Annotated in this window: 14 protein-coding genes; all 14 read right to left on the bottom strand. The window is 46.0% G+C overall.

The window, feature by feature from the left end; all coding sequences use genetic code 11:
- Positions 1-103: 103 nt before the first annotated feature.
- The 14 genes from LKE40_10495 to der all read right to left on the bottom strand — a co-directional run bounded on the left by LKE40_10495 (position 104) and on the right by der (position 16,557).
- Positions 104-1,243 (bottom strand): transposase, encoded by a 1,140-nt coding sequence (locus tag LKE40_10495; GenBank protein MCH3917855.1) that lies wholly within the window; start codon positions 1,241-1,243, stop codon positions 104-106.
- 171 nt (positions 1,244-1,414) lie between these two features.
- A complete protein-coding gene (locus LKE40_10490) occupies positions 1,415-1,906 on the bottom strand; it encodes an ATP-binding cassette domain-containing protein (GenBank protein MCH3917854.1) in 492 nt (163 codons plus the stop codon).
- Between the two features lie 86 nt (positions 1,907-1,992).
- Entirely contained in the window at positions 1,993-3,099 is a 1,107-nt protein-coding gene (locus LKE40_10485) for a sugar ABC transporter substrate-binding protein (protein ID MCH3917853.1), read from the bottom strand.
- Between the two features lie 16 nt (positions 3,100-3,115).
- Positions 3,116-3,880 (bottom strand): MBL fold metallo-hydrolase, encoded by a 765-nt coding sequence (locus tag LKE40_10480; protein ID MCH3917852.1) that lies wholly within the window; start codon positions 3,878-3,880, stop codon positions 3,116-3,118.
- Between the two features lie 34 nt (positions 3,881-3,914).
- Positions 3,915-5,159, bottom strand: a complete 1,245-nt coding sequence (locus LKE40_10475; GenBank protein ID MCH3917851.1) for a starvation-sensing protein RspA — start codon at positions 5,157-5,159, stop codon at positions 3,915-3,917.
- A gap of 71 nt (positions 5,160-5,230) precedes the next feature.
- Complete coding sequence (locus tag LKE40_10470; protein MCH3917850.1) at positions 5,231-5,896, bottom strand: FadR family transcriptional regulator; 666 nt, start codon at positions 5,894-5,896, stop codon at positions 5,231-5,233.
- A 100-nt stretch (positions 5,897-5,996) separates the two neighbouring features.
- Positions 5,997-7,682, bottom strand: a complete 1,686-nt coding sequence (locus LKE40_10465; protein ID MCH3917849.1) for a hypothetical protein — start codon at positions 7,680-7,682, stop codon at positions 5,997-5,999.
- Positions 7,683-7,730: 48 nt separating this feature from the next.
- A complete protein-coding gene (gene rlmB / locus LKE40_10460; protein MCH3917848.1) occupies positions 7,731-8,486 on the bottom strand; it encodes a 23S rRNA (guanosine(2251)-2'-O)-methyltransferase RlmB in 756 nt (251 codons plus the stop codon).
- A 114-nt stretch (positions 8,487-8,600) separates the two neighbouring features.
- The gene (gene dnaJ, locus LKE40_10455) at positions 8,601-9,719 is read right to left on the bottom strand and encodes a molecular chaperone DnaJ (GenBank protein MCH3917847.1); all 1,119 of its coding nucleotides are present in this window, start codon (positions 9,717-9,719) and stop codon (positions 8,601-8,603) included.
- Between the two features lie 111 nt (positions 9,720-9,830).
- Entirely contained in the window at positions 9,831-11,816 is a 1,986-nt protein-coding gene (gene dnaK, locus LKE40_10450) for a molecular chaperone DnaK (protein MCH3917846.1), read from the bottom strand.
- Between the two features lie 85 nt (positions 11,817-11,901).
- Positions 11,902-12,570, bottom strand: a complete 669-nt coding sequence (gene grpE / locus LKE40_10445) for a nucleotide exchange factor GrpE (GenBank protein MCH3917845.1) — start codon at positions 12,568-12,570, stop codon at positions 11,902-11,904.
- A 195-nt stretch (positions 12,571-12,765) separates the two neighbouring features.
- The gene (locus LKE40_10440; GenBank protein MCH3917844.1) at positions 12,766-14,295 is read right to left on the bottom strand and encodes a hypothetical protein; all 1,530 of its coding nucleotides are present in this window, start codon (positions 14,293-14,295) and stop codon (positions 12,766-12,768) included.
- Positions 14,296-14,305: 10 nt separating this feature from the next.
- Entirely contained in the window at positions 14,306-15,010 is a 705-nt protein-coding gene (locus tag LKE40_10435) for an HAD family hydrolase (protein ID MCH3917843.1), read from the bottom strand.
- Entirely contained in the window at positions 15,010-16,557 is a 1,548-nt protein-coding gene (gene der / locus LKE40_10430; protein MCH3917842.1) for a ribosome biogenesis GTPase Der, read from the bottom strand. The genes LKE40_10435 and der overlap by 1 nt, the downstream gene beginning before the upstream one ends.
- Positions 16,558-16,570: the final 13 nt, after the last annotated feature.

Raw genomic sequence — 16,570 nt, 5'->3', positions numbered from 1 at the left:
CCGCATCACGTAGCCTTCATGGCCTGCCGCAGGCCTGCGCGCACACGCAGGACGGACGCCCTCCCGGGTGCCTGCACTCTGCCATCATTTCCATTCCTTCCTGCTATGCGCTCTTCTTCCTTGCCGCCTGCTGCCGTGCTTCCAGCACCTTGCCCATCCGCTTGACGGTCAGCAGCAGCACCGCAAGCCGCAGGTCGAAACGTGCCCTCGGCCCCCGGCCGTACAGCGCCTTCGGCAGGAAACACTCCTTCAGCTCGCTGTTGGTACGCTCCACCGTGGTCCGTGCCCGGTACCTGGCGCGTCCCGCAGGGTCCATCTCCTCCTTGGCCCCGTTGCGGTCGGCCTTGAAGTCGATGAGCGGCACCCTGCCCATGGCAAGCACCCTGTCCCTGATCGCCCCGCTGCTGTAGCCACCGTCCATGAGGGCATACAGCCAGGTGCACCGCCCTGCGGCGATGCGCAGCAGGGGGATCGCCGGCTGCGTGTCATGCACGCACGCCCCCGTCACCGCACTGGCCACCGGGATGCCGCTGTCGTCCACTGCCAGGTGTACCTTGTAGCCCACGCGCCACTGCATGTGCCCCCTGCTGTTCCGCTTCCCCGTGACCGTGCACCGCTGTTCCAGCGTGGCCAGGTAGGCATGGGGGTCCCCGCTGTCGCGCAGCTGCACCAGGCGTGCCTCCTGCCCCTTCCTTTCCTGCACCGCCTTCTCCTCTGCGCTGCCGGCCTTCGGGCGGCCCCTCCGGCCCTTCTGCCGCTTCGCCCTCACCGCAGGCTTCTCCCGTGCATCCACGGGCGTGCTGTCAAGGCTCAGGTGGCACACCGTCCTGCCTGCATAGAACTGCCTGCACAGCCGGTCATGGATCCCCCGGAAGTCCATCTCCTCCAGCAGCCGTGACGTCCGCCTGCTCACCGACGACGGGCTGGGTACCCGCCCCAGCTGTGTCACCGTCCTCAGGTTCGGGCTCGACTGCAGCAGGGCAACCGCAGCCGTGACGGTGTCCAGGCGGAAGAAGAGCAGCACCGCACGCACCGCCAGTATGTCCATCAGGCTGTAGCCCCTGCGCCCGGTACGCCCTCCCGCAGGCCGTGAAAGCCGCGTGGGGACCAGGGCAACCAGTGCCTGCCAGTAGCGCAGGAACTCCACCTCCTTCGGGGTGGGCTCAAGGAAGAAGCAGCCGCACAGGTCCTGCCGGTCGAAGAGGAGGGGTTGCAGTGAAAGGCGGTTCGGTGTACTATCCATGGTAAAGGCTCCTTTTATTCTTTTTTACAATCAAAGTATATCAAAAGCGAGCCTTTTTTCATACCCTAAAAAGAATTGTTTTTCAAGAAAAAGATGACGGTACACCTGTCCTTTGCCGTACGGGGCGGGGCTGTCCTCCCGGCACCATGGCATGCCGGTGCAGCCTTCCCCTCAGTTTCTCCCCTTTCTTTCCCTTCCGGGCACAGGCCGGGAATCCTGCTGAGAAAACTGCATATTTATGCACACTGACCCATCAGTTTCGAGTTTTGCAAAAACCTCTTCTATCATTTGTTTCTTGGACAAAGATAAAGAACCAACTTTTGTTTCTGGGTCAATCGTATCTATCTCATATTCCTTTAAAAGTTCTCTTGTCCAAGAATAAAGTTTTTTCCGATCAATCCTACCACTTTTTGTCCGAGGATATCTTCCAATAAAAATATTCTGTGCAACCGTTAGGTCAGGAATAAATGAAAGTTCTTGATATACACAGCCTATACCATATTTCATGGCATCTTTCGGAGAAGAAATTTTTGCCACCTTCCCAAAAATATGTATCGATCCACTATCGGCACTATAAGCACCGGCAAGTACTTTGAGCAAAGTACTTTTGCCGGCTCCATTTTCGCCTAACAGTGCACGAACTTCTCCACGGTTACACGACATTGAAACATCCTTGAGAGCATATTGCCCGCCAAACAGTTTCGAAATACCGATAAGTTCTAGATCAGCCACACTGTCCCCCAATTACCCTAATTAGCATTAAAGTCTGAAATGTCATCTGCTGATATCTGAACTTTTGAGAAAGTTGACGGGAACAAAGGCCAATCCAAACCATCTGCCTTATCCTTCCAACAATTGACACCTTCTTTGATAACTTGAGTCGGCATCCCAACATCAATATCCTTATCTTTTTCATTGACAAATAAACCAGCAGAAAGATAAGTATCCTTTTCCACGGTCTCACCCTTTAGTACCCGTAGAGCAATATCCATTGCAATAACACCGATCCCAGGGCCATTATTCCCAATAATTACATCCATGTTATTTTTTTCCGCAGTTACCATACCAAGATTAGTATCAAAAGTAGCACACGGAATCAGTTTCATCCCTGCCTGGGTAAGTGCAGAATAACAAGATTCTGTATAAGCCTGACAAAAGATACCATCAAGATCCGGATTTGCCGCCAAAACACTAGACAGCTGTTCTTGACAAATACCATCTGCATATTGTGAGGCATATTCAGCAACAACCTTCATGTTATATTCATCAAATACCTTCATAGCCGCTTCATAAATCGTATTACCGTTTGTAGAACCAGGCATACCTGTATCAACAGCAATTTTTGCTCCTTCTCCACATTTCGTACAAAGATATTTTGCCCAAGCCTGAACCATTGAAACAAAATCAGTCTGAACAGTATATACACCATCGGTATGGACCACTGAGTCAAACGTCACAACTGTAATTCCGCTTGCCAATGCTCTTTTTATAGCAGGAATTAAAGCTGTAGAAGATGACGCATCAATCAAGATAGCATCATACCCTTGTTCAATCATCGCATCGATAGCAGAAGACTGGGCTTCAGCAGAATTTTCACTATTCACAATTTTTAAGTCTACCTGATCACGGTAAGGTTCCTTGCTTGCCGCAACTTTTAAGCTTTTGATCATCAATTGTCGCCAGTCATTTCCCATATAGGCATTTGAAACTGCAATTTTAAATTTCTTTTCCTTTACCGGCTGTGCAGTTGTTGCCACAGCAGCGGAAGCAGAACTTTTCTCTGATGATTTGCTACAAGAAGTAAATATCACTCCAGTAGCAAACAGACACATTGCAATACAAAGAATTTTCTTCATATTTTTCTCCTTTTATTCAAATTGCAATAATTATTTCCTCACCCTGAGACATGACATAGGTCTGGCAACAAGGTGCAACTTGCTTCATTGCAAGTTCAAAATCATAAGGGTTCCCACGATGTCGTGCGAAAGTCCAGAAATGGCAGGGTATAGTTAAATTCGGCTGAACTGCAAAGGCAAATCTTGCCGCATCCCTTTCATTCATATTTCCAAATTCTCCATTTATTGGAAGAATTAATACATCAATCGACTGTCCGATGGCATATTCCATTTGTTTAGATTCAAAACTTGTATCGCCGGTAAAATAGAATAACAAGCCACAAACTGATATTAGAAATCCAATGGCTGTCGGGGAAAGATCACCATGATGTGCATAGACCGCTTGAATAAAAAAATCTCTTACCTGTATTGATTCTCCTTTTTCAAGAGAATGAATATTATCCATCGGAAATCCAAGTTTTTTGCATAACACATAAGACTGACTATTACAGATCAAAGGCACATCAGGCTGCAACAAATCCGATAAGGAATCCAAATCCAGATGATCTGTGTGTTCATGCGTTGCAAGTAATCCTACCAAGTTTAATTCCTTGGAAGAAACAACACTTGGCGTCAAACGTTTATTACCATCCTTTCTCTCCGCCAAATCTGAAAGATATAAATCAATACCAATCGTTTCACCTTCAAGATCTGTCAAAAGAAACCCAGCCTGTCCAAGCCATCTCAATCCAATTCCTTTTTTGTTTTGGCGAACAGCATCTGACTTTTTATAATATTGCACACCATTGCCTCCTTTTAATCTTTCTTTCTTTTATTTAAGGCTTTTGAAGCGACCCATCACTATTTCTAGTTTGTGTCCAAGTTGTAACTGTGTTTTCACAAGGAAACTTAGCTGCCTGTTTTTCATCAATATCTACGCCAAGTCCCGGCTTATCATTAGGATAGACAAAACCATTGTCAAATTCGGGTAACCCAGAAAATACCTGAAGCAAAGCTCCGTCATTTTTCCTCAATGTTTGAATCACCGAATTTGGTGGTTCAATCCCGGACCATTCCTGAACTCCAAAATTTGAAGCAGATAAATCAAGATGTATATTTGCAGCATGTGCAATCGGCGACATGTCCCCAGGGCCATGCCAAGCAGTACGGACACCAAATTGCTCAGCAAAAATTTGTAATTTTCGAGCCGGTGTAATTCCTCCGATCTGACTGATATGGACCCGGATGAAATCTATCAAGTGCTCTACTATCAAAGTTTTCCATTCATCTGGATGATTAAATAGTTCTCCCTCTGCAACTGGTATTGAAGTCTGTGACCTAAAACGTTTCAACCAATCAAGCTGTTCTAAAGGAACTGGATCTTCCAAGAAGAAAAGTTCAAACGGTTCCAACCTTTTTGCTAAGGTTATAGCATCTGTTGGAGTTATTCTTTCATGTACATCATGAACTAAATTGATGCCAAAACCAATCTTGCTTCTAATTTGTTCAAAAAGCTTAACCGTCTCATGAATATAAGTCTTAGCGTTCAAATAGACCCCTGAGCGTGCCCCATGTGGAACATGTGTAGGATATACCCCAAAATCTTCTCCACCGTAGCCTCCACATTGACACCGAATTGTTGTTATTCCCATCTCCATATATTTATTTATATTATCGCATAATTCCTCAATATCTTTTCCGTCAGCATGACGATATACAGGAATACCTGTACGATATTTACCACCAAACAACTGATACAAAGGCATGTTAGCCATCTTGCCTTTAATATCCCATAGAGCCATATCCACACCGGAAATCGCATTATTAACAATTGGTCCATTTCGCCAATAAGCATTCTGATGCATCAACTGCCAAATCTCTTCTATATCTGATACTTCACGATCTTTTAACAAAGGATTCAAATATTCATCAACAACTGTTTTTATGGCAAGATGCCTATAAGCAAACGTTGCACACCCCAATCCATATAACCCTGCCTGATTTGTTTCAACTTTTACCACTACCAAATTGATCCCTTCCGGTGCAGTAAATATTGTTCTTATCTTTTTTATTCTAACCATATATCCTTCTTTTAATATCTTTGTCTAATATTTGTCGGTTGTCCAACAAGTTATTAAAATAAAAACTGAAGTCATTTTTTTGCAATACGCTCACGTGCACTTTGCAAATGTTCAAACAAAGCCTGTTTTGCTCCCTCTGCATCATGTTTCTTTATTGCTTCAAGAATTTTCAAATGGTGAAACAATGCATCGTCACAGCCAAAAATTGTTCGTGTAATTTCTTGTCCATTTTGCATTGGCCCAAAAATCTGATTTGTGGTTTTTTCAATAAAAGGATTCGCTGAAGCTTGACAAATAATTTGATGGAACCGTAAATCCAACTTGATAAACTTTGATTTATCATTTTTTTTATTTCTCATCATATCATAATTTTCTTCTAGTCTAGAAATAAAATTTTTATCCCCATGCAACACAGATAAAAAACAAGCTTCCGGCTCAATAATTTGCCTAAATTCTAAAACTTGATCCAAATTAGTAAAATCTTGAGCAGTAAAAACATTTGCATTATCAAGATCTGTACCCACAAGGAATGTACCTTTTCCTTGTTCAGGTTTCAGCACCCCGATACCGACAAGCTGACTCACTACCTGTCTGATACTCGTTCTGCTAACATTTAAAGAAGTCGCCAATACTGTTTCTGAAGGAATTTTTTCCCCAACCTTCCATATCCCTGATGTTATTTGTTGCTTAAAATAATCTAAAATCTGATCTATAATATTTGAATGGTTTATTATCATATTGGACTCCATACTTGTTGGACAACCTACATGTATTTTATACAACCGAATCCTTTTTTCGTCAAGAAAAAAATTATTTTTTTATATTATTTCGAACCTATCACAGAGCATCATCTAGGGCCGCCACAAATTCTATGCATCCCGGATAGTGACTGAGATAATATTCGCGAGCCGTTTGCGTATGGGAAAAACGGAGTCCTCGTTCATAGAGTATCAGGTCTATTGACACGACCAATATAGCTGCATATCCATATCGCTCTACACGCCGGTCACCGAGCACTGCAGAAACAATCTTATGTATCTGGCGAATGCACCACAGCAATATCGTTTTGTCCAACTCCTCGTCTCCTCCAATGCGTAGGCTACTGAAAATCCCAGGATATTCATCGTTTTGCAATTCCGGCAAAAGTAGATGCAACGCACATCCACCAGGATGGTATTGTAGCGCATAGGCAGCCACAAAGAAATTCAATATTCGGTTTCCTTCAAAATAGGCATCCCTTGTTCCCAAGGCCGCAACAGTGGCAAAAGTCTCCTGGGATGGCTCAAGAAGAAACAAACAAATAGCCCTTAGCTGTGGCTCCATAGCATTGTGGGTACATTCGCCCTCAACATCATATCCGGTTCCGGTATCTGGAATTGTCTGCATGGCAGCAAGCAACTTTCGACTCCAGTAGGGACCACTGGAATCCATTGCATTGTAAAGAGAAAAGAAACAGCGTGCATCACTGCAGGAGACAAAACGTTCAAAGAGATACAGAATGCCTTTCTCATCAGGTACGGGAGGTGCGGCCACAAAAGTAAAGGTAGTCACATTGTCGACAGTCACGGACGGTGATCCAGACAACAATAGATAAATGTTAAAACAAAGATTTGCAACCCTGCTCCGTTCAACCAATTCGGCAGGCAGTGCAGCAAGGGCCTTGTCCCCACAGGTCAATGCCTCCTCCGGTTCGTCCTCCTCAAGTAGCTTCTGCATCAACATGCGCCAGAGCGAAGGGTGCACGTCCTGATAAAGCAAGGCACCTTCCTTGAGCAGCGTAGTCGTAGCACAGGCCCTAAGCCAACTTCTACACTGGTCTCCTCCAGTCTTTGCCAACGCTGTGAACAGATGAGGAAGAAAGGATGGCAAACCATCAAACCGTTCATGTCCACAAGCAAGAAATAGTTCATATTCAGTAAAATGGCACAGCCGGGAACTTACCAAGACTGCCATGGCCGATGCCCGTTGCATAGGGGAAACATCCAGCCGGTAAGCTGCATAGATAGCATTACCGCCAACGACTGCAAAATCTATCGAGGCAAAGCAGTCAAGATCCATCAGTTCATCAATTCCGTAGGACGTCTCACCACTGTATGTATCCATGACCGTAAGGCTAAGATCTGCAAGACCGTAGTAAATCTGGAGTGCCGAAGCAAAATCCAGATTCTGTGCACATACATCGGCAGTATCAATGACACGGTTAATTAACGGTATGACAGAATTTTCATCCTTGATTACATACTCATCATCACGATCAGCCCAATCTCCTTTTTCATTCCATCTCTTCGTAAGGTATACTTTGCCGGTCCTGCAATCCTCCAGCAAAGTCAAGGCATCCTTTACATTTACATCAGTTTCCTGCCCTGCAGGGCTACCAGCACCAGACAGAAAATCAACCAAACAGGCACACGCCTCTACGTTGAGCGTCTGTGCATAGGCATGCATCCTCTGCCGCAACCGGCTAAGGTCAATCGAAGCCATAATATCGTCAAGCTGATGTTGGAGTTCATCCAAGTTTTTCATAACTACATCATACGACGGGACCAGTCATCGGGCAACTAGGAAAAAAATCTATCCGGAAATCTTTGGATTCTGCCGACGGATTTCATATAACAGGATCCCTGCCGCAACACTGACATTGAGGGAATCGATATGTCCGCTCATCGGAATAGAAACTATCTGGTCACAGTTCTTGCGCACAAGCTGGTTCAATCCAGATCCTTCGCTACCCATTACCAAGACAGTCCGTTTTGAAAAGGATGTCTTATCAGCCTGTGTACCGTTCATATCAGCACCATAGATCCAAAAGCCATTGTCCTTCAAGGTCATGATCTCCTTGGTCAGATTGGTCACTGTGGCAAGCGGGACATATTGGGCAGCTCCGCTTGAAACCTTCACAACCGTCTCATTCACCTGTACGCTGCGACGCTGCGGAACTATGACAAGGCTGACGGAAAACTGGTCACAGCTCCTAAGTATGGCTCCGAGGTTATGGGGATCGGTAATCTCATCCAGTACGACGACCAAAGCTCCCTCACCTTCCTTGAGATTATTACAGAAATCTGTGACTGAGGCTGAACTGAACCTACCGCCACCTTTTCTAGTCCCACCCAGCTCGAGAACTGCACCTCTATGGTCAGCTCCTGGAAGCATCTGATCCATTTCCTTCAAGGAAATCTTCTTGACAGCTACCTTACCGGTAAACCTGGCGTTTCTTTCTATATCCTCATATTTCTTAATGCCTCTGGCAAGGTACAAAGTCGAACCGGCTGGTGCAGCTTTGATACCTTCTTCGATAGCATGACGTCCATAAATCTTTTCACCCATATCCTTGCGTCTCCTGATAGCACACTAAAATACAAATACCACAAATGTCAATATAACACAACAAAATAAGGCAACGTCATACAAACGTTGCCCTATGATTTTTGAAAAATAGAATCAGTTTTCGAAGGTCACCGGAGACGGAGAATCTGTCTCGTTCAGAAGACCCGCCAACTCTTTCATGACGCCCTTTGCACGCAGTCCCAACCGTTTGGGAACATCAACCTGAATCTTGATATACATATCACCACGGGCCCCGTTTGAGTTGAGTGCCGTGACTCCCTTTCCCCTGATCCTCAGCATCTTACCGTTCTGAGTACCGGAAGGAATTGCGACCTTCACCTTCCCGCCATCGATAGTATCTACGTTTATCTCTGCACCCAATGCAGCCTGAGTAAAGGAAATAGGAATCTGGACGTACAGATCATTGCCATGACGGACAAAATACTTGTGTGGCTTCACGTTGACAAAGACATACAAGTCACCATATGGTCCGCCATGGGCTCCTGCATCGCCCATGCCACGTGCAACGATACGGGAGCCATCATCCACACCAGCAGGAATCTTCACATTGATCTTCTGCTGCTTGCGCATCAGTCCCGTGCCATGGCAGGCAGGACAAGGATGGTCAACCACGCGTCCGGTTCCGCCACAATGTGGGCAAGGCGTCGATACGGCAAAGAAACCGCTGTTCCGTCTTATCTGGCCTGTTCCATTGCAGTATGGACAGGTCTTGGTACCGCCGGAAGCACTTCCACTGCCGCCACAGGTCGTACAGGAGACCTGACGTGCATAGGAAATTTCAATTTTCGTACCAAAAACAGCATCTTTCAGTTCAACGGATATGTCATAGCGAAGAGATGAACCGGCGTCAGGTCCGCTGTTCCTGCGGGAACTCGTTCCTCCACCTCCGAAGAATTGCTCAAAGATATCGCTGAAACCGCCGCCACCACCAAAAATATCACTGAAATCATTATAGACATTTGAATAATCATGGCCACCTGCCATACCGTCAATACCGGCAAAACCGAATTGGTCATAGGTAGCTTTTTTCTTCTCATCACTCAGGACCTCATAGGCTTCAGTGGCTTCCTTGAATCGTTCCTCAGCAGCCTTGTCTCCAGGGTTTCTGTCCGGATGATTGGCTATAGCCAGTTTCCGATAGGCTTTCTTGATTTCTTCCGGCGTTGCCTGCTTTGATACACCGAGTACTTCGTAATAATCACGTTTTGCCACAGTTTCCATTCCTTGAGGCCATTGAAATGGCCGTATCTTATAAAGTTATAACAATAGAAAACACATCACACCAGCGGCCTGGCATGATGTGTTGTTCAAAAAATTCAAGAATTAGTCAACAACTTCGAAATCTGCATCTTCTACACCGTCAGAACCTGAATGGGAAGAAGATCCAGAGGTCTTGCTATTACCCTTTCCTGATTCTTGGGATCCAGATCCACCACCCTGCTGAGGTCCTGGCTGAGGGCCGGCACCGCCTGCGGCACCACCGCCCTGCTGTCCTGCAGAAGTGTTCTTGTACATTTCTTCGGCAAGTTTATAGGCTGCTTGCTGGAGAGCCTCACTCTTGGACTTGAGTTCTTCGGCACTTGCAGACGAATTTGCAATGGTTTTCTTCAAGTCATCCAAAGCGCTCTGAATCTTTGCACGTTCATCTGCCGACACCTTGTCGCCATACTCCTTGAGCGATTTTTCAGTAGAATAGACCAATCCGTCTGCTTCATTGCGCGCATCAATCTTGGCACGTTCCTTCTTGTCTTCCTCGGCATGGGCCTCTGCATCCTTGACCATCTTGTCAATTTCTGAATCAGAAAGTCCTGAAGAAGTCTCAATCCTGATCTTCTGTTCCTTTCCAGTCCCCAAGTCCTTTGCAGAAACATGCACGATACCGTTTGCATCAATATCGAATGTAACTTCAATCTGAGGAACCCCACGGGGAGCTGCAGGAATACCGACCAAGTCAAACTTACCAAGTGTCCTGTTCTGGGATGCCATTTCCCTTTCACCCTGAAGCACATGGATACTCACGGCAGTCTGTCCATCTGCAGCTGTAGAGAATATCTGTGACTTACGGGTAGGAATAGTCGTGTTCCTATCAATCAGATGCGTGCATACGCCACCCAAGGTTTCAATGCCCAGGGAAAGCGGAGTGACATCCAGCAGAAGCACATCTTTGACATCACCACCGAGGATACCGCCCTGAATGGATGCGCCCATTGCAACAACTTCGTCAGGATTGACACCTTTGTGCGGTTCCTTGCCAAACAATTCCTTCACGGTTTCCTGTACACAGGGAATACGGGAGGAACCACCGACAAGAATGACTTCATCAATGTCATTCGCAGTAAGTCCTGCATCTTTGATTGCTTTCTGGCAGGGAATCTTCGTCCGTTCTACCAATGAGGCAATCATCTGTTCAAAACGGGCACGGGTCAAAGACATCTGCAAGTGCTTCGGTCCTGTTGCATCTGCGGTAATGAACGGCAGGTTGATATCTGCATTGGTCGAATTGGACAATTCAATCTTTGCCTTCTCAGCGGCTTCCTTCAGTCTCTGCAATGCCATTTTGTCCGTACTGAGATCAATGCCGTTTTCCTTCTTGAAGGTATCAACCATCCACTGGATGACAACCTGGTCAAAATTATCGCCGCCAAGGTGGGTATCACCATTGGTCGACTTGACTTCAAAGACACCGTCTCCAAGTTCAAGGATTGAAATATCAAACGTGCCGCCGCCCAAGTCATAGACAGCAATCTTTTCTTCCTTTGAAGTATCCTTGCCGAAGCCATATGCCAAAGCAGCTGCCGTCGGTTCATTGACGATCCTCTTGACTTCCAAGCCAGCAATCCTACCTGCATCCTTGGTTGCCTGTCTCTGGGCATCATTGAAGTATGCAGGAACAGTGATGACGGCTTCCGTAACCGGTTCTCCAAGGTAATCCTCAGCCGTCTTCTTCATTTTCTGAAGAATGGCTGCAGAAATTTCCTGGGGAGAATATTGTGTGCCGCGAATATCAACCTTGATCTCATCGCCTGAACCAGCAATGACCTTGTAGGGAATCATAGCAAGTTCATCAGGTACTTCACGGTATTTTCTTCCCATGAAACGCTTGATGGAAAACACTGTGTTTTCCGGGTTTGTTACCATTTGGTTCTTGGCGGGTTGCCCTACCAAACGATCGCCCTTTGCTGTATATCCGACAACGGAAGGAGTAGTTCTCTGCCCTTCGGAGTTGGCAATCACCTTCGGCTCATTTCCTTCCATCACGGCAACACAACTGTTCGTCGTGCCTAAATCAATTCCAATTATCCTTCCCATTCTATCTATCTCCTGATCTATTGTTTCTATATAGTCTTGTCATTTTCAATACACTAAAGGTAATCATGTTTTTTTCTATCGTCAATCAAACAGGCTTCCCTACTTTGACTTTTGCAGGACGAATGACACGGTCATGTAGGGTATATCCGGCACCCAGTTCCTGGATTACCGTTTCCTGGTGATATTTCTCGTCCTCTTCCATCAAATAAGCCTCATGTTTCGACGGATCAAATTCCTGTCCTACACATTCAATCTTCTTGAGACCCCAGTTTTTTTCCAAAATGGAAAGCATCTTGTCATTTACCATGACTACACCATCATGGATGGTATCAAAGTCCCTTGATGCTTCCGCAGCATGGATGGCTCGCTCAAAGTCATCCAACGGCTGTAACAGGTCTTCAATGAGACGGGCATTGGCATATTTTACAGCCTCTTCCTTCTCTTTTACCAATCTCTTTCGGAAATTCTCCATATCAGCCTGTCTACGCAACATATGATCCTTGTTTTCAGTCAGTTCTGCAGACAACGCTTCAATCTTCTTTTTCAGTTCTGCAATTTCCGCATCTTTCTTTTCAAGTTCTTTCTGTTGCTTTTTCTTTGCCTTGGAAGCTTTCACTTCATCCTCTTTCTCAGACTCCATAACACCCTCGGCATCTTTGCCTTTTCCGGTTGCTTCTTTGCCGGGAATGTTCTTGGACTGGACCTCTGCATGGTCTAAGGGTCCATCTTTTTTCGTTTCAATATCTTCACTCATAGCACATCGACTCCCACCTTCAGCATCCCAAAGGTCCTGGTATTATTTTTTCCTTTTGATCAAGAAACATCATGGAAACCCCATGATGTAAAATTAAGATACTAAGGTAGAGCCCGTATCGTCAAGCAAAAACAGGCAAACAGACGGAAAAGGAAAAACAAAGACCGAAATCCCTCCCGTTGGACAGGCAGAACCCTATTCATCATCTTCATCCAAGTTGATGATTTCTTCATCTCCTATCGGTTCATAGACTACTCCATTATCCTCATATGTACCGGTCTTCGGTTTTGGCTCTGGATTTTTTTTCACCTCAGCATGAAGCTTTTCCTGCTCAACCATCTGCTCCAAAACAGCACCAGGATGATACTGGGCAGCAAAATCATCATTCCCTTCTTTCTCAGCAGTCTTCTTTGATCCAGCAGTCATTTTACCATATGAAGCGTAAAGTTGACGAAATCCATCTGCCGTGGTATCCAGACCATCCGGTTGTACTGTTCCTAAAGGTTGTTCTTTGCCACTTCCGGCTTCAGGAGCAAAGGGTACATGTACATTCTTCGGTTTTACCACATTCCCAGGCACAGGGAGATCCTTGTCAGATGCTTCAAGTGCCATGTGATCCAACCTTTCCAGTTTGTCAATTACAGCATAATGTTTGTCCAGTGACTGTTCCATTTCCTCAATGGTCTTTTCTTTGGAAAGTGCAAGTTGTTCTTCTACCTTCGATACACTTTCAACTGCAGCAGTCCGTATGTTTTCCACTTCTTCCAGCAAGCGCATCTTTCGGGCATTCAGTTCATCGCCATAGTTCTTGATGGTATCAACCATATCCTGGTAATACGTATCCATCTTTTCCAACCAAAGGTCAGCTTCGCTCTTTATATGAGCGATTGCATCCTTTTCGCCACCTGATGATACACCTTGGATCTGTGTCTCTGCGGTCTTGCATAGTTCGTCTTCAAGCGTAGTAAGCCTGGCACTTCCTTCCTCAACCAGATTCTCTGTCATACTCTTGAAATCCTGGGAAAAAGCCTTCATTGATACTTCGGTTTTTCCACGGAGATCCTTTTCCTGCTGCATCATGGCATCCAGGGTTTCATGAAGCTGCCCGATTTCGACTTTTTCTTGTTCCAAATGACTGGTTTCTTTCTGTACTGTGTCTATACAGGCCTTCCCCGCCTGGTCCAACTGTGCCAATGCCGATGCCTGATGAGCCTTCAGTTCATCTTCACACTGTGCAAGCCGCTGCCGTTGCAATTCAATTGCCTTGTCATTGGTATCAATCAGTTCAAGTGTCTTTTTCTCATGGGCATCTATCAATTCACTGAGATGCTGAAGCTTCTGGCTTTCTTCATGGACTTTCACAGCCCAGTCGTGTGCTTCGTCGCTGGCTCTGTTCAACTGAGCCAGTTTTCCCCTGTAATCTGTCAACACATCATGGAGGTCCCTCAGCTGTGCACCGTCAGCCTTGAGTTCAGCAAGCTTGCCATCGAGCTGGGACATAAGCATCTCGACTTCCGACTTCTGTCCATTCATCCGTTCTTCTGCTTTCGCCACCGTATCGTTTATGGAAGCTTTTGATGATGATGCAGCCAGTTTCAGATGATCCATCATCTGTCTGACAGACGAAGAATTACGGTCATTTCTTTTTCCAGAGGAAGAAAGGATCAAAGAGAAGATGACGGAAATGACAAACAAGACAATCGGGAAGACAATGGCAAAGTCCAACTTACTCCTCCTAATCCAGTAGAATTCTTGAAATTTCCTTCCAATTGCTGCAGATCAGATCTGCAGCAGGAAAGGCATCCCTCCTGGCATTTTTTTTCAACAACAGCGCAAACATACCCACCTGTTTGGCTCCCAGCACATCCTTGTCATAGCTATCTCCGCAGTACAGGCATCGTGAGGGATCAAGCCCTGACAACGCACATATCCTTTGGAAAGGTACCTTGGATGGTTTGAGGAAACCTGTATCTTCACTGCTGATAGCATAATCCACAATATCCTTGATATGCAATGTCGACAGCTTGTTTTCTAAGGGAAAATCACTGATTGCAAGGATCTTTATGCCAAGATGCCTTATTCCATCAAGCGTCTCTGCCATGTCACGATATGCATGTATATGACGAAACGTATGTTTCCAGCTATCATAGAATTGTCGGTTGACTTTGTCGGTCATATGCCGTATCCGGGCTTCGCCACCCTTGCCATCAAGAAACAGCAGGGCCTGCTTTTCAAGCAATCCAGATCGGTCAGCAATACGGGGAGGTTCTGCATCCTGACTCCTGCGGTAATGTTTCCTCACCGAATTGTACCGCAGCCCCAACCGTGGGTCGGGGAAAAAAGACAAAGCCAGGAACAGATCCATCATCCATCGAGGATACAAGGTACCATCGATATCAAGACACACCCCCTGGATGTCATTGTCCGACAGATAACCCATCAGCCTTTCCGCCTTATTGAATGTTTGGATTTCTGTCTTGCCTTTTCTCGGTCAATTGCCTTACCTAGAGCAGCTTTGTTCCCCGGTTTTCTCGGCCGTTCCTTTGCGACAGCCCGTCCCCCTGTACGTTTTGCAGGAGCTGTAGGCTTGCTGGATTTTGAAAGGATTGGTTTTTCCCCTTTTTCATTGAGAGATTTGTTCCGTTGGCGTTCCCTCAAGTTGATTCCCACAGGAACCTTGGAAAAGCCAAGATCCTTCCTGACACAGTTCGTAAGGTACTTTACATAGAGATCGGGGAATCCCTTGATGCGGTTTACGAAAAACAAAAACCGGATTGGAGTAACGGTCACCTGCGTACCATAGAACACCTTGTAATGCCCCTCGGCACCTCGGGGAGGCGTGTAATTCTCACCCCAAGCCTTCAATGCGTCATTGATGGAAGAAGTAGTAATACGCTTGTTCAACTGGCGCCATACAGCCCAGACTTCATCCAGCATGATGCTGATCTTATCTCCGTTCCTTGCACTTATGGCACAGATAGGAGCAAAGGACAGAATAGGGAAAAGAAAACGGACTCTGTCTTTTATCGCATCAAGTTCATTTGGGATTCCTGACAACTTGTCAATCTTGTTCAGCACAAGGATGATGCCTTTTCCCTTGCGCACGACCAGAGCCGCAATTTTCTTGTCCTGATCAGAAAGCCCCTCGGTCGCATCTATCATCAACAATACGACATCAGCTTCCTCAATCGTCTTGATAGCCCTGTTGACCGAATAGTACTCTACGCTTTCATCGACTTTGCTCTTTCGTCTTATACCTGCAGTATCCAGCACGGTAAAATCAGTTCCCTTGTAGGTAAAAGCACCACGTACGACATCTCGGGTCGTACCTGCAATGTCACTGACGATTGAAAGGTCACTGCCGACAAGCAGGTTGGTCAATGTACTCTTGCCTGTATTGGGTTTTCCGAGAACTGCTATCTTCACTGTCTTGGGCTTTTCAGGAATATCATTGGTTTCTTCCAGATTCAGCATACCGAGCATCATTTCCTCAAGGTTGTCAACACCTAGGCCATGGGCTGCACTGATACCGACGACACGCTGATAACCGAAGCCATAGTATTCCCAGATAAGGCCTTCTCTGCTTGAACTGTCAATCTTATTGACAACCAACAGGACTTTGTCAGTATAAGGCCGCAACTTGTCAAGCAAGACATAATCCTCTGCAGTCACTTCCATGCAGTCCATCAAAAAAAGAATCAGATTGCTTTTTTCCAAAAGCGCAAGGCTTTTTTCACTTACTTGGCTGTCCAAACCTTCTTGTTCCAGCTTAATGCCACCGCTATCCACCAACGTAATGAAATGCCCACCCAACAGGCAATCAGAAGGTATAGGATCCCTTGTAACCCCAGGAGTTGGGTCCGTTATGGCCAGACGCTTACCCAGCAACCTGTTGAACAAGGTTGACTTGCCGACATTCGGCCTACCTATTATGGCTACCAGGGGAAGGGCCTGGATCCCTGGCTGCATTTCCTTTGCATCAATCATTATGTATCTCCCT

The organism is Spirochaetia bacterium (assembly GCA_022482625.1).
Classification (GTDB): domain Bacteria; phylum Spirochaetota; class Spirochaetia; order Sphaerochaetales; family Sphaerochaetaceae; genus Pleomorphochaeta.
The sequence above is the reverse complement of the archived record's forward strand: the minus strand, read 5'-3'. Positions and strand labels throughout refer to the sequence as shown.

What these genes read in the sequence shown, in the direction of transcription:
- dnaK (MCH3917846.1), bottom strand. Translation starts at nt 11,816, where the DNA reads ATGGGAAGGATAATTGGAATTGATTTAGGCACGACGAACAGTTGTGTT.
- grpE (MCH3917845.1), bottom strand. Translation starts at nt 12,570, where the DNA reads ATGAGTGAAGATATTGAAACGAAAAAAGATGGACCCTTAGACCATGCA.
- LKE40_10465 (MCH3917849.1), bottom strand. Translation starts at nt 7,682, where the DNA reads ATGAAAAACTTGGATGAACTCCAACATCAGCTTGACGATATTATGGCT.
- LKE40_10475 (MCH3917851.1), bottom strand. Translation starts at nt 5,159, where the DNA reads ATGGTTAGAATAAAAAAGATAAGAACAATATTTACTGCACCGGAAGGG.
- LKE40_10490 (MCH3917854.1), bottom strand. Translation starts at nt 1,906, where the DNA reads ATGTCGTGTAACCGTGGAGAAGTTCGTGCACTGTTAGGCGAAAATGGA.
- LKE40_10435 (MCH3917843.1), bottom strand. Translation starts at nt 15,010, where the DNA reads ATGGGTTATCTGTCGGACAATGACATCCAGGGGGTGTGTCTTGATATC.
- der (MCH3917842.1), bottom strand. Translation starts at nt 16,557, where the DNA reads ATGATTGATGCAAAGGAAATGCAGCCAGGGATCCAGGCCCTTCCCCTG.
- LKE40_10495 (MCH3917855.1), bottom strand. Translation starts at nt 1,243, where the DNA reads ATGGATAGTACACCGAACCGCCTTTCACTGCAACCCCTCCTCTTCGAC.
- LKE40_10485 (MCH3917853.1), bottom strand. Translation starts at nt 3,099, where the DNA reads ATGAAGAAAATTCTTTGTATTGCAATGTGTCTGTTTGCTACTGGAGTG.
- rlmB (MCH3917848.1), bottom strand. Translation starts at nt 8,486, where the DNA reads ATGGGTGAAAAGATTTATGGACGTCATGCTATCGAAGAAGGTATCAAA.
- LKE40_10470 (MCH3917850.1), bottom strand. Translation starts at nt 5,896, where the DNA reads ATGATAATAAACCATTCAAATATTATAGATCAGATTTTAGATTATTTT.